Origin of the sequence: Micromonospora globbae (genome assembly GCF_036184225.1) — a bacterium.
GTDB classification, from domain to species: Bacteria; Actinomycetota; Actinomycetes; order Mycobacteriales; family Micromonosporaceae; genus Micromonospora; species Micromonospora globbae.
The window spans coordinates 62548-75214 of sequence record NZ_CP108084.1; the positions used below are offsets into that span (position 1 = coordinate 62548).

The window sequence follows — 12667 nt, forward strand, 5'->3', positions numbered from 1 at the left end:
ACCCGCACACACGAAGGGCGCCCCGCCAACCGGCCGGGCGCCCTTCGTGTGGATGCCGCCGGATTCGTCCCCGCCGGGAGACTGCCCCGCGTCGCCCACCTGCGGTACGGTCGCGTCGCCTCGCCGGCCACCACTGTCGTAAAGGATTTTTTCCTACTAAGGTGCGGCGGAGAAGGTTAGTGCCAGGCGGCCCGAGGGGAGATGTGGCGTGAACAGGTGGAAGCGGCTGGCCCCGGTCACCGCCGTGGTGGCTTCGGCCGCGATGGTGCTGGCCGGTTGCGGCGGCGGCGGTGACGAGAACGCGGGCGACACCAGCAAGCTGACGGTCTGGATGATGGGCGAGGGCAGCGAGGAGCAGACGAAGTTCCTCGACGGCGTCGAGGCCGAGTTCCGGCAGAAGCACCCGGACACCGACGTGGTGGTGCAGTACATCCCGTGGCTGGAGGCGCCGAAGAAGTTCCAGGCCGCCCTCGCCGGCGGTGAGGGGCCGGACGTCACGGAGCTGGGCAACACCGAGACGCAGGGCTGGGCGGCGCAGGAGGCGCTGGCCGACATCAGCGACCGGATGAACGGCTGGGCCGACGGCAAGGACCTCCTGCCGGACCTGGTGCGCAACGCCCAGCTCGACGGCAAGCAGTACGGCGTGCCGTGGTACGCCGGCGTCCGGGGGATCTACTACCGCACCGACTGGTTCGCCGAGGCCGGTGTGAAGCCGCCGACCACGTGGGACGAACTCGTGAGCGCGGCCAAGGCCGTGCAGGCCAAGAAGCCCAACACGTACGGCATCGCCGTGCCCGGGAACTCCGAGCTGCCCTTCTACTCCTTCCTCTGGGCGGCGGGCGCGGAGATCGCCACCGAGCAGAACGGCACCTGGAAGTCGGGCTACACCACGCCCGAGGCGCAGCGGGCGGTCAAGTTCTGGACCGACCTGGTGACCGTGCACAAGGTGGCCCCGCCGGCGGCGGCCGGGTGGAACGAGATCGACGCCCGGACCCAGTTCGCCACGGGCAAGGCGGCCATGGCCTTCGCCGGCAGCTGGCAACAGGGCGCCATCAAGAAGGACAACCCGGAGATCGAGAAGGTCTGGGGCACTTTCCCGATCCCCGGCCCGGACGGCAAGCCGGCGCCCGCGTTCGCCGGTGGCTCGGACATCGCGATCTGGCAGGACAGCGAGCGGCAGGACCTGGCCTGGGACTACGTGACCGTCCTGCTGAACAAGAAGAACGCCCAGACGTTCGCCGACAGCCTCGGCTTCTTTCCCGTCTACCGGGACCTGGTTGGCGGCTCCAAGTACACCGATGACAAGATCATGTCGGCGTTCGCGACCGCGATGCAAAACACGAAGGTCACGCCGCTCACCCCGAAGTGGGTGGAGGTCAGCCGTACCAAGACGGTGACGCAGGCGATGAACAGCTCGGTCATGAAGGGTCAGAAGACGGTCGAGAAGGCTACCGCCGACGCGGCCGCCGAGATGGAAAGCATCCTCAACGCCAAGTGACCACGCTGACCGAGGCGCCGGAGACGCCCGCCGCGCGGGAGATCCCCGTGCGGCGGCGTCGCCCGGTCGACCGCCTGCCCTACCTGCTGCTCCTGCCGTGCCTGGTCGTCATCGGCGTCCTGCTGCTCTGGCCGCTCGGCCAGGTGGTGGTCATGTCGTTCCACCAGCTCAACAACGTCCGGCAGCTGCGCGGCGACCGGGAGTGGCCGTGGGTCGGGCTCGGGAACTACACCCAGATCCTGGGTGACCCGTTCTTCCTCACGGTGCTGCGCAACACCGTGCTCTTCGCGGTCGCCAACGTGGTGCTCACCATGATCCTCGGCACCCTCGTCGGCCTGCTGCTCAACCGCCTCGGCCGCAAGATGGCCACGTTCGTGGCCAGTTGCGTCATGCTCGCCTGGGCCACCCCGGCGCTGACCGGCACGATCGTCTGGAAGTGGATCTTCGACGACACCAGCGGGCTGGTCACCTGGCTGTTCAACGCCCTGCCCGACGGCGTGTCCGAGACGCTCTTCGGGCGCAGCGACTGGACCGGGTACGGCTGGTTCAACTCCCCGCTGCTGTTCTTCTCGATCCTGACGCTGGTGGTGGTCTGGCACTCGTTCCCGTTCATCGCGGTCAGCGTGCTCGCCGGGTTGAAGAGCGTCCCGAGTGAACTGCACGAGGCCGCCCGGGTCGACGGCGCGGGCCCGTGGCGGGTCTTCTGGCGGATCACCTTCCCCCTGCTGCGCCCCGTCTTCGGGATCCTGATCGTCCTCTCCACGATCTGGGACTTCAAGGTGTTCACGCAGCAGTTCGTCCTGGCCGGCGGCACCCAGGACCGGCCGACGTTCATGCTCTCGATCTACTCGTACGCGGAGGCCTTCTCGCCCCCGCCGAAGTACGGCCTCGGCGCGGCCATCGCGGTGATCCTCACGCTGATCCTGCTCGTGGTGACCGGCGTCTACGTGCGGATGGTGCTCAAGCAGGAGGACGAGTCGTGAAGAAGGTAGCCCTCAACGGCGCCGGGCTGCTCGTGGCGCTCTTCGCGGCCTTCCCCGTCTACTGGATGATCGCCACATCCCTGAAGCCCAGCCGGGACATCTTCGCCAGCACGCCCCAGCCGGTGCCGGCCCACCCCACGCTCGACCACTACCGGGAGATCCTCACCGGGAACCTGATCCCCGGGGTGACCTTCGCCGACTTCTTCCTCAACAGCGCGCTCGTCGCCGTCACGACCGTGGTCCTCAGCGGGCTGGTCGCGCTGCTGGCGGCCACCGCCGTGGCCCGGTTCCGGTTCCGGCTGCGCACCAGCTTCCTGATCATGCTGCTCGTCGTGCAGATGATCCCGCTGGAGGCGCTCGTCATCCCGCTCTTCCTGATGATCCAGCGGCTCGGGCTCTACAACACCCTGCCCAGCCTGATCCTCACGTACCTCGGTTTCTCGCTGCCGTTCGCGGTGTGGATGCTGCGCGGCTTCGTCGCGGCGGTGCCCAAGGAACTGGAGGAGGCGGCGGCCATCGACGGCGCGAGCCGGGCGCAGATCTTCCGGCGGGTCCTCTTCCCGCTGGTCGCCCCCGGGCTCGTGGCGACCAGCATCTTCTCCTTCATCACCGCCTGGAACGAGCTGATCTTCGCGCTCACGTTCATCAACGACCAGGACCGCTACACCCTGCCCGTCGCCATGACGTTCTTCTTCGGGCGCGACGACACGGCCTGGGGCCCGGTGATGGCGGCGTCCACCCTGTTCACCCTCCCGGTGATCGTCTTCTTCCTGCTCGTGCAGCGGCGGATGGTCTCCGGGCTGGTGGCGGGGGCCGTCAAGGGCTGACAGCGGGGGTCGTCAAGGGCCGACACCGCGGGTCGTCAAGGGCTGACGGCGGGGGCCGTCAAGGGCCGACGGCGGGGGTCGTCAAGGTCGACGGCGGCGGACCCCGCCGTCGAGATCGCCCCGCTCGCCGCCGCACCGACCCGCGCCGAGGGCTAGGCTGGCCGCCATGACGGGCAGGGTGGTGGCGGTGAACCTCGGTGTGGTCACCGAGGCGGACTGGGCCGGCGACGCGAGCGGTCGCAGCGGCATCGACAAGCGGCCCGCCGAGGGCCCGGTGCTCTTCCGCGCCGACGGCGTGACCGGCGACTTCATCGGCGAGCGCGCCCACCACGGCGGCCCCGACCAGGCGGTCTACGCGTACGCCGAGGAGGACGCCGGCTGGTGGGCGGCCGAGCTGGGCCGGCCCGTGCGGCCCGGCAACCTCGGCGAGAACCTCACGACGTACGCGGTGGACGTGACCGGTGCGGTGATCGGCGAGCAGTGGCTGGTCGGGTCCGCCCTGCTCCAGGTGACCAAGCCCCGTACGCCGTGCACCACGTTCGCCGGCTTCTGGGGCGTGCCCGACCTGATCAAGCGGTTCACGGCGCGGGCGATGCCCGGGGCGTACCTGCGGGTGCTGCGGGAGGGGGAGGCGGCCGCCGGCGATCCGGTGCGGGTGGTCGAGCGGCCCGCGCACGGGGTGACGATCGGCGAGGTGTTCCGGGCGCTGAACCTGGAACCGGAGCTGCTGCCCCGGTTGCTGGACGCCGCCGACCTGCCGGAGTCGCTACGGGAGAAGGCGCGCCGCCGCCTCGGGAGCCGGGTCTGACGGCCGCCTCGTGAGCCCGGTCTGACGCCCAGCGCCGGTTCCGGTGCCGAGCGCCGGATCTGGGACCGGCGCACGCGAAGGGCCCCCTGTCGCGCCGTGGGCGTCGACAGGGGGCCCTCAAGCTACGCGATCAGCGGAGCCAGGGGATGTTGCGGTCGAGAAGGCCGCGCTCCTTGAGCTCCTTGCGCAGCGGGATCTCGTCGTCGATGTAGCCGTCCCAGTTGATGCCCCAGTAGTTCGCGGTGTGCGTGCCCTCACCGCAGAGCTGGCGCTGCACCGGCGTGCGGTTGGCCCACCACTCGCCGTCCTTGTCGATGTGCAGCTCGTCCAGCGGCCGGATCCACCGGTAGGTGTAGCCGATGAAGAGCATCTTGCGGGTGATGTTCGACAGGTTCGTCGACCGGGAGTGCCACTGGCGACGGTCGAAGATGAACGCGTCACCCGGGTTCGCGGTGATCTCCACCGTGCCCTCCGGGTCCGGGTTGTGCACGGTCAGGTCGTCCGGGCGGGGCAGCGAGTTCCACAGGTGGCTGCCCGGGATGACCTTGGTGGCGCCGCGCCCGGTCTCCGACAGGTCGGAGAGCACGTAGGCGACCTTCAGCGAGAACATCGGCCGCGGGACGCTCGGGTCCATGGTCTCCGGGTCGGAGTTCTGCCGGTACCCGTCCTGGTGCCAACCCCAGTACGGCTTCTCCGGCTCCAGCGCCGGCGGCGTCACGTCGAGGTGGTTGTGGTGGGTGTAGATGTTCCACCCGGCCAGGCCCCACATGTACGGGAAGGTGATCGGGTGGGTGAGCAGCTCGCCGAAGAGCTCGTCCCGCTCGACGAAGCCCAGCAGGTGCAGGGTGCCGTCCTTCGTCGTGTTGCCCTTGGCCTTCTCCTCGGCGTAGACGCGGTCGACCGCCGCCTCCAGCGCCGCCCGGTGGTCCTCCGTCAGGACATTGCGCAGCAGGAGAAAGCCCTGCTCGTGGAACTCCTTGCGGTCAGTGTCGCTGATCGGTTCGTAACCGGTCCGGCCGCCGTAGTCGAACGCCACGTCGTACCCCTCCCCATGAGGTGAACCCACTTCTGGCACAGGCCGCCGATCGTAACGCGCCCAGCCGTGGGCCCGGGAGGGCGAGGAGGCGGCCTTCCGCCGGTTCGGGACCTTCGGAAACCGTACGGACACGCATCGTCATGGGCAAGGCGCGTTATAGGCCAGCACGCCCGAATTGACGGATTGTGCGATGACTGAGGGTAGGGAAATCCGGGCCGATCAACTGTCGGCGTAGACCTCGGCGACCACGCGCGCCTCCGACTCCCCGCCCACCGCGGTCCAGGAGCCCTTGCGTGCGGTCCACTCGAGGTCGCCGAAGCGCACCCGCTTCACCCCGTGGTCCCTGGCGTGCGAGACGAGCCAGTGGGCGTACCGCCAGCCGTCCCGCTGGTCGGCGGCCGCGAGCGTGAGCCCGGTCAGATCCGTCGGTACGTCGTCGCCCGGCAACCCCCAGTCGAGGGCGAGGTTCCGGGTCAGGGCGGCCACGGCCGTGGCGCCCCGCATCACCGGCGTGCCCATGAGCGTGCACGCCACGGCGCCGGTCGCGTCGCCCAGCAGCGCCCGCGCGAGCACGGCCGACTCGTCGGCCCACTTCTGGTACGCCTCGGGGAAGGCGGAGCGCTGCACGCGCTGGGCCGCGTCGGTGATCCGCATCCGCTCCCAGCCCCGGACCTTCTTGAGCGCCGTGTAGAACCGCCTGGCCGCGTACCGCGGGTCGCGGATCTCCTGCGGGCTGCCCCAGCCCTGGCTGGGACGCTGCTGGAACAGGCCGATCGAGTCGCGGTCACCGTCCGGGAGGTTGCGCAGGCCCGACTCCTGGTAGGCGGTCGCCAGCGCGACCACCACGGCCCGCTCCGGCATGCCGAGCTGCGCCCCGATGGCCGCGATCGTCGCCGCGTTGGCCATCTGGTCGGCGTCGAGCACCACGCGGCCGTCGGCCTGCACCGTGCAGGTCCGGCTGGTCAGCGGCAGGCGCAGCTCACCGCCGATGCGCCGGACGAGGACAAGGGCGCCGACCACGGCGAGCAGGACGAGAGCCACGCCGCCGGCCACCACCGCCCGAGTTCGCACCCACACCCCCTGTTCGACAGTTTGCCAAGCGTACGTCCCTCGTCGGCCCTCCCGGGGCCGTCCGGCCGGTTCGGGCCGGCCGGGCCGGGTACCGCATTCCCGCCCCGGCTGCGGTCTCACCCGCACGGATCGCACCGGCGTCCGGTGCGTCCGGTGACGGCGGGGCCCCTCCTCGTGGCCCGGCCAGGAGATCACCGTCCCCGGCGAGAGCACCGTACGTGCCGGTGGCCGGCCCTGTCACGAGCGTCACCGAGGGTGATCGCCAGGAGGCCGTCGACCGGGTTGCCTCCGACCGGGCTTCGTACATCACCGGCGCGGTCGGCGGCGGCGCGACCGTGACCCGGGCCGCGACCCCGGGGTTCCCGACCCGCCGCCGCACGTCCCGGACGGGTGATCCGGCCCCGCCGGACCACCCGCGTGTCAGTCGTCCGCGGGCACCCACCGGGCCGGCCGCTTCTCCCGGAACGCCAGCACGCCCTCGCGCCCCTCGTCGGAGAGGAAGTAGCGGGTCGACAGGGCGCCCAGCTCGGCGATCTCGGTGCGCAGGTCGCCGGGGGCGGGCCGGCGCAGCAGCTCCTTGGCGCCGGCGAGCGCCCCCGGCGCGCCCCGGACCAGCGAATCGCAGTACCGCCGCACCGCCGCGTCCAGCCCGTCGGCGGGCACCGCCGCGGTGACGAGGCCGATCTCGGCGGCCCGGCGGCCGTCGAACGTGTCTCCGGTCAGGTACAGCTCGGCCGCCGCGCGTGGCGCCAGCCGGGGCAGCACGGTCGCCGAGATCACCGCCGGCACCACGCCGATCCGGACCTCGGTGAACGCGAACGTCGCCTCCTCGGCGCAGACCGCCACGTCGGCCGCGGCGATCAGCCCCAGGCCGCCGGCGCGTGCCGGGCCGGCCACCCGGGCCACCACCGGCTTCGGGCACTCCCAGACGGCGGCCAGCACGTCGCCGAGCATGCCGGCCGGCACCGTCCCGCTGGCGTACGCGGCGGCCGTCTCCTTGAGATCCGCGCCGGAGCAGAAGACCGGACCGGTGTGGTCGAGCACGACGACCCGGACGGACTCGTCGGCGACCGCGTCGGCCAGGCCGGCGAGCAGCTGCGTCATCAGCGGCGTGGAGAGCGCGTTGCGGTTGTGCGGGCTGTCGAGGGTGAGGGTGGTCACCCCACGGGCCGTCGCGACCCGCACGAGCGCGTCGGGAGAGGTCATGCCGGGCACACTAGTGGCCATGCCCGGCGTCCTTCCAGAAGGCGAGCCCGTCCCCGTCGACGGCTCGCTGCCCGCCACGGCGCTCCGCGAGGTCGGCGCGCGGGGCTTCGGCGTGTACGTCCACGTGCCCTTCTGCGCCAGCCGCTGCGGCTACTGCGACTTCAACACCTACACGGCCTCCGAGCTGGGCGGGGGTGCCACCCGTGAGGAGTACGCCGAGACCGTCCTGGCCGAGCTGCGCCTCGCCGCCCGCGTGCTCGGCGACGCCCCGCCCGGGCGGGTGGAGACCGTCTTCGTGGGCGGGGGCACCCCGACGCTGCTCCCCGCCGACGACCTGGCCCGCATCCTCGACGGCATCGACCGCACCTGGGGGCTCGCCGCCGACGCCGAGGTGACCACCGAGGCCAATCCGGAGTCGGTCACCCCCGACTCCCTCAAGGCGCTGCGGGCGGCCGGCTACACCCGGATCTCGCTGGGCATGCAGTCCGCCGCGCCCGGGGTACTGGCGGTCCTCGACCGCCGGCACAGCGCCGGGCGGGCCACCGCCGCCGCGCGGGAGGCGCGCGACGCCGGCTTCGACCACGTCAACCTCGACCTCATCTACGGCACGCCCGGCGAGCGCCCCGAGGACTTCGCCCGCTCGCTGGACGAGGTGGTCGCGGCCGGGGTCGACCACGTCAGCGCGTACGCCCTGATCGTCGAGGACGGCACGCGGCTCGCCGCCCGGATGCGCCGCGGCGAGCTGCCGTACCCCGACGACGACGTGGCCGCGGACCGCTACCTGGCCGCGGAGGCCGCGCTCGGCGGGGCCGGCTTCTCCTGGTACGAGGTCTCCAACTGGGCGCGCACGCCGGCCGCCCGCTGCCGGCACAACCTGCTCTACTGGACCGGCGGCGACTGGTGGGGGCTCGGGCCGGGGGCGCACAGCCACGTCGGCGGGGTGCGCTGGTGGAACGTCAAGCACCCGGCGGCGTACGCCCAGCGGCTCGCGGAGGGGCGCTCGCCCGGCCTCGCCCGGGAGGTGCTCACCCCGGACGAGGCCCACATGGAGGACGTGATGCTGCGCCTGCGTCTCGTGTCGGGGCTGCCGCTGGACGCGCTGGATCCCGCCGGGCGGGCCGGCGCGGAGCGGGCGCTCGCCGACGGTCTGCTGGCCCCGGCCGAGTACGCGGCCGGCCGCGCCGTGCTCACCCTGCGCGGCCGGCTCCTGGCCGACGCCGTCGTCCGGGACCTGCTTCCCTAACGGCCGGGCTCCGGCCGGCCGGGGGAGCGGCCGACCGGGGTCACTTGATGAAGCTCGCCGACATCGGGTAGCGGTAGGTCGTGCCCTCGTTGGCCCGCATGCCGGCGACGATGCCGAACACGATCTGGATCACCACGACGGCGATGCTCGGCAGGAACAGCAGGCACCAGCTCACGAAGAGCAGGACGAAGGCGATGGCCGACCACAGGATCTGGAAGTTCAGCGCGGCCACCGCGTGCGCCCGTACGGTCGGGGACTGCTGCCCGCGGGCCAGGTAGGCGATCAGCGGGCCGACGAAGCCGAGCGGGCCGAAGCTGATCAGGGCGCCGACGGCACCGCCGAAGTGGGCGACCAGGGCCCACGTCTTGTCCTCGTTGTTGGCGTAACCGGCGGGCGGGCCGTAGCCGCCGGCCGGGTAGCCCGCTCCCGGCGGCGGGTAGCCGGGGCCCGGCGGCGGGTACCCGCCCGGTGGGGGATAGCCGCCCGGGGGTGGATTGCCGCCCGGGGGCGGGTAGCCGCCGGACGGCGGCTGGTCCCCGGCGGGCGGCGGATAGCCACCGGGCGGGGGATAGCCAGCCGGTCCCGGCGCGCCGGACAGTGGTGCGGTGGGCGGCTCGTCCGCGGCGGACGGGCCGGGTGCTGCCGGCGGCTGGGTCGGGTCCGACGGGTGATCGTCGGGGTGACCACCGCCGGGAGGGCGAGGTGGTTCAGTCATGGACGTCACGGTAGGGGCCGTCCGCAACGGCACGCCAGGGCGACACCGCCGGGTCGGACCGGCCGTTCGGCCGAGTGCGACCGGAGGCGCCGGGCGCCGTGACGTGGCCGGGGGCGCACCGACGGTGCGTCGTTGATCATCGCGTCGGCGGCCCCGCCGACGTAGACTGGCACTCGCTACAGTCGAGTGCCAGGAACGCCGCCCGCGGTGCCGAGCGCCGGGGGCCGATGCGCGTAGGAGGTGGGGAGGATGGGTCTCGACGACCGCAAGCTCGCCGTGCTCCGCGCGATCGTCGAGGACTACGTCGCGACCCAGGAGCCGGTCGGCAGCCGAGCGCTGGTCGAGCGGCACCAACTCGGGGTCTCCCCGGCGACGGTCCGCAACGACATGGCGGTGCTCGAGGAGGAGGGTTACATCCGGCAGCCGCACACCAGCGCCGGACGGGTGCCCACCGACCGCGGCTACCGGCTCTTCGTCGACCGCCTGTCGAAGGTCAAGCCGCTCAGCCCGGCCGAGCGCCGGGCCATCGAGCGCTTCCTGGTCGGCGCGGTCGACCTCGACGACGTGGTGCACCGCACGGTGCGCCTGCTGGCCCAGCTGACCCGGCAGGTGGCCGTCGTGCAGTACCCGAGCCTCGCCCGCTCGTCGGTCCGGCACCTGGAGCTGGTGCCGATCTCCACCACGCGGCTGATGCTCGTCATGATCGCCGACACCGGCCGGGTCGAGCAGCGGCTCGTGGAGATGCCGGCGCCGATCCTCGCCGACGACGTCACCGACATGCGCCGGCTGGTCAACGAGAAGCTGGTCGGCACCCGCCTGTCCGAGACGCCGCCGCTGGTGCAGGCGCTGGTCGACGAGGCCAGCCCCGACCGGCGGCCGGCCATGGCCGCGCTCTCCAGCGTGCTGCTGGAGACGCTGGTCGAGCGGCACGAGGAGCGGATCGCGCTGGCCGGCACGGCCAACCTGGCCCGCAGCGGGCTGCTCGACTTCCAGGGCTCGCTGCGACCGATCCTCGAGGCCCTCGAGGAGGAGGTCGTGCTGCTCAAGCTGATCGGCGAGGTCGAGCCGAGCACGATGCGCGTCCGTATCGGCGACGAGAACGAGATCGACAACCTGCGCGCCGCCTCCGTGGTGAGCACCGGCTACGGGCCGGGCTCGACGATCGTCGGTGGTCTCGGTGTGCTGGGGCCGACCCGGATGGACTACCCCGGCACCATCGCCACGGTGAGGGCCGTGGCACGCTACGTGGGCGACCTGCTGGCCCAGAACTAGGCAGTACCGTCCGGCGGGCTTGCCGCCGGCGGCCGGCGCAACGCGAGACGAACATGAGGACACGGAACGCAGTGGCCAGGGACTACTACGGCATTCTCGGCGTGAGCCGGGACGCCTCCGACGACGAGATCAAGCGCGCCTACCGCAAGCTGGCGCGCAAGTACCACCCGGACGTCAATCCGGACCCGGAGGCCCAGGAGAAGTTCAAGGACATCAACGCCGCGTACGAGGTCCTCTCGGACGACCGGAAGCGGCAGATCGTCGACCTCGGCGGCGACCCGCTCGCTCCGGGCGGCGGCGGTCCCGGTGGCGCGGGCGGCCCCGGCGGCGCCGGTCCGTTCGTCGGGTTCCAGGACATCATGGACGCGTTCTTCGGCGGCGCCGCCGGCGGCTCGCGCGGTCCCCGGCCGCGTACCCGGCCCGGCGCCGACGCCATCCTGCGCCTGGAACTGGACCTGCACGAGACCGCGTTCGGCGTCGAGGCGCCCATCACCGTCGACACCGCCGTCCTGTGCACCACCTGCTCCGGCGCGGGAACCGCCGCGGGCACCCACCTGGCCACCTGCGAGGCGTGCGGGGGCCGCGGCGAGGTGCAGTCGGTCCAGCGCACCTTCCTCGGCCAGGTCGTCTCCGCCCGGCCCTGCACCGTCTGCCAGGGGTACGGCACCACCATCCCGCACCCCTGCCCGACCTGCGCGGGCGACGGCCGGGTACGCACCCGGCGTTCGCTGACCGTGAAGATCCCGGCCGGCGTCGAGGACGGGATGCGGATCCGCCTGGCCCAGCAGGGCGAGGTGGGTCCGGGCGGTGGCACCGCCGGCGACCTCTACGTGGAGATCCACGAGCGCCCGCACGACGTGTACTCCCGCAAGGGCGACGACCTGCACTGCCGCGTCACGGTGCCGATGACGGCGGCCGCGCTGGGCACCCGGCTGACCATCAAGACGCTGGACAGCGAGGAGACCGTCGACGTCAAGCCCGGCACCCAGCCGGGCAGCACGCTGCGGCTGCGCGCGCGGGGCGTGCCGCACCTGCGCGGCACCGGCCGGGGCGACCTCTACGTCCACCTCGACGTGCGGACGCCCACCAAGCTCGACGCCGATCAGGAGCGCATGCTGCGCGAGTTCGCCAAGACCCGGGGCGAGGAGGTCGCCGAGCTGACCAAGCAGGGCGGCTTCTTCTCGCGGATGCGGGACGCCTTCAACGGCCACGCCTGAGCGGCCGGCTCGCCGTCCCGGCCCGTGCCGCGGCGGCTAGCCTGTTGACCGTGTCCGCGCCGCTCTTCCTGGTCGACTCGCTGCCCACCGCCGACTCGCTGACCCTCGGCGGTCCCGAGGGGCACCACGCGGCCACCGTGCAACGGCTGCGGGTGGGCGAGGAACTGCTGCTCGCCGACGGCCGGGGCGGCACGGCCACCGCCGTGGTCACCGCCGTCGGCCGGGGCAGCCTGGAACTGGAGCTGACCTCCCGGGGGTACGTGGACGCGCCCGTCCCGCGGCTCGTCGTGGTGCAGGGCATCGCCAAGGGTGACCGGGGCGAGCTGGCCGTGCAGGCGATGACCGAGGTCGGGGTCGACGAGGTCGTGCCGTGGGCGGCGTCCCGCTCGGTCGCGCAGTGGCGCGGCGACCGGGGCGTACGCGCCCGGGAGAAGTGGGTGGCGACCGCCCGGGAGGCGGCCAAGCAGGCCCGGCGGCCGTGGCTGCCCGTGGTGGCCGGGTCGCCCGACGAGTCGACCGACCGGGTGGCCCGGCGCATCGGCGGGGCCGCGGGCGCGTTCGTGCTGCACGAGGAGGCCGACGACCGGCTGACCACCGCGCCGCTGCCCGACACCGGCGAGATCGTGCTGGTGGTCGGCCCGGAGGGCGGCATCGCCCCGGCCGAGCTGGAGGCGTTCGCGGCGGCCGGCGCCCGCCCCGTACGCCTCGGCCCGTCGGTCCTGCGCACCTCGACGGCCGGCGTCGCCGCCCTGAGCGTGCTGGCCACCCGCCTCTCCCGCTGGTGACCCGTC

The 12667-nt window shown here is 72.8% G+C and carries 12 protein-coding genes; 8 read left to right on the forward strand and 4 right to left on the reverse strand.

Going from position 1 to position 12667, the window contains the following annotated elements; all coding sequences use genetic code 11:
- Positions 1-208: 208 nt before the first annotated feature.
- The 4 genes from OG994_RS00285 to OG994_RS00300 all read left to right on the forward strand — a co-directional run bounded on the left by OG994_RS00285 (position 209) and on the right by OG994_RS00300 (position 4116).
- Positions 209-1498 carry a sugar ABC transporter substrate-binding protein gene (locus OG994_RS00285; protein ID WP_120331124.1) on the forward strand — a complete coding sequence of 430 codons (1290 nt, stop codon included), beginning with the start codon at positions 209-211 and terminating at the stop codon, positions 1496-1498.
- A complete protein-coding gene (locus tag OG994_RS00290) occupies positions 1495-2481 on the forward strand; it encodes a carbohydrate ABC transporter permease (RefSeq protein WP_120331123.1) in 987 nt (328 codons plus the stop codon). The genes OG994_RS00285 and OG994_RS00290 overlap by 4 nt, the downstream gene beginning before the upstream one ends.
- The gene (locus OG994_RS00295) at positions 2478-3308 is read left to right on the forward strand and encodes a carbohydrate ABC transporter permease (protein WP_120331122.1); all 831 of its coding nucleotides are present in this window, start codon (positions 2478-2480) and stop codon (positions 3306-3308) included. The genes OG994_RS00290 and OG994_RS00295 overlap by 4 nt, the downstream gene beginning before the upstream one ends.
- 166 nt (positions 3309-3474) lie before the next feature.
- Complete coding sequence (locus tag OG994_RS00300) at positions 3475-4116, forward strand: MOSC domain-containing protein (RefSeq protein ID WP_328851847.1); 642 nt, start codon at positions 3475-3477, stop codon at positions 4114-4116.
- 130 nt (positions 4117-4246) lie between these two features.
- Here the strand turns inward: OG994_RS00300 and OG994_RS00305 are convergent, their stop codons facing one another.
- From OG994_RS00305 to OG994_RS00315, 3 genes are all read right to left on the reverse strand, one after another.
- A complete protein-coding gene (locus tag OG994_RS00305; RefSeq protein WP_120331120.1) occupies positions 4247-5152 on the reverse strand; it encodes a phytanoyl-CoA dioxygenase family protein in 906 nt (301 codons plus the stop codon).
- A gap of 219 nt (positions 5153-5371) precedes the next feature.
- Positions 5372-6229, reverse strand: a complete 858-nt coding sequence (locus tag OG994_RS00310) for a hypothetical protein (RefSeq protein ID WP_120331119.1) — start codon at positions 6227-6229, stop codon at positions 5372-5374.
- 414 nt (positions 6230-6643) lie between these two features.
- Positions 6644-7429, reverse strand: coding sequence for an enoyl-CoA hydratase family protein (locus tag OG994_RS00315; protein WP_120331118.1), 786 nt, complete (start codon positions 7427-7429; stop codon positions 6644-6646).
- Between the two features lie 19 nt (positions 7430-7448).
- On the opposite strand from OG994_RS00315, the gene hemW reads away from it, so the two are divergent.
- Complete coding sequence (gene hemW / locus OG994_RS00320) at positions 7449-8672, forward strand: radical SAM family heme chaperone HemW (RefSeq protein ID WP_328853632.1); 1224 nt, start codon at positions 7449-7451, stop codon at positions 8670-8672.
- 40 nt (positions 8673-8712) lie between these two features.
- Here hemW and OG994_RS00325 read toward each other — a convergent pair whose 3' ends face one another.
- On the reverse strand, positions 8713-9387 hold the full coding sequence (locus OG994_RS00325) for a DUF4870 domain-containing protein (protein WP_328851848.1): 675 nt from the start codon (positions 9385-9387) through the stop codon (positions 8713-8715).
- Between the two features lie 249 nt (positions 9388-9636).
- Here OG994_RS00325 and hrcA point away from each other — a divergent pair, with 249 nt between their 5' ends.
- The 3 genes from hrcA to OG994_RS00340 all read left to right on the forward strand — a co-directional run bounded on the left by hrcA (position 9637) and on the right by OG994_RS00340 (position 12661).
- Positions 9637-10659: a heat-inducible transcriptional repressor HrcA gene (gene hrcA / locus OG994_RS00330; protein ID WP_120331116.1), complete on the forward strand. Its 1023-nt coding sequence runs from the start codon at positions 9637-9639 to the stop codon at positions 10657-10659.
- A gap of 71 nt (positions 10660-10730) precedes the next feature.
- On the forward strand, positions 10731-11876 hold the full coding sequence (gene dnaJ / locus OG994_RS00335; RefSeq protein WP_192902275.1) for a molecular chaperone DnaJ: 1146 nt from the start codon (positions 10731-10733) through the stop codon (positions 11874-11876).
- Positions 11877-11926: 50 nt separating this feature from the next.
- Positions 11927-12661: a 16S rRNA (uracil(1498)-N(3))-methyltransferase gene (locus OG994_RS00340; protein WP_328851849.1), complete on the forward strand. Its 735-nt coding sequence runs from the start codon at positions 11927-11929 to the stop codon at positions 12659-12661.
- Positions 12662-12667: the final 6 nt, after the last annotated feature.

Excerpts from the sequence above, each read along its gene's own strand:
- OG994_RS00300 (WP_328851847.1), top strand. The coding sequence starts at position 3,475 with ATGACGGGCAGGGTGGTGGCGGTGAACCTCGGTGTGGTCACCGAGGCG.
- OG994_RS00315 (WP_120331118.1), bottom strand. The coding sequence starts at position 7,429 with ATGACCTCTCCCGACGCGCTCGTGCGGGTCGCGACGGCCCGTGGGGTG.
- hemW (WP_328853632.1), top strand. The coding sequence starts at position 7,449 with ATGCCCGGCGTCCTTCCAGAAGGCGAGCCCGTCCCCGTCGACGGCTCG.
- OG994_RS00325 (WP_328851848.1), bottom strand. The coding sequence starts at position 9,387 with ATGACTGAACCACCTCGCCCTCCCGGCGGTGGTCACCCCGACGATCAC.
- hrcA (WP_120331116.1), top strand. The coding sequence starts at position 9,637 with ATGGGTCTCGACGACCGCAAGCTCGCCGTGCTCCGCGCGATCGTCGAG.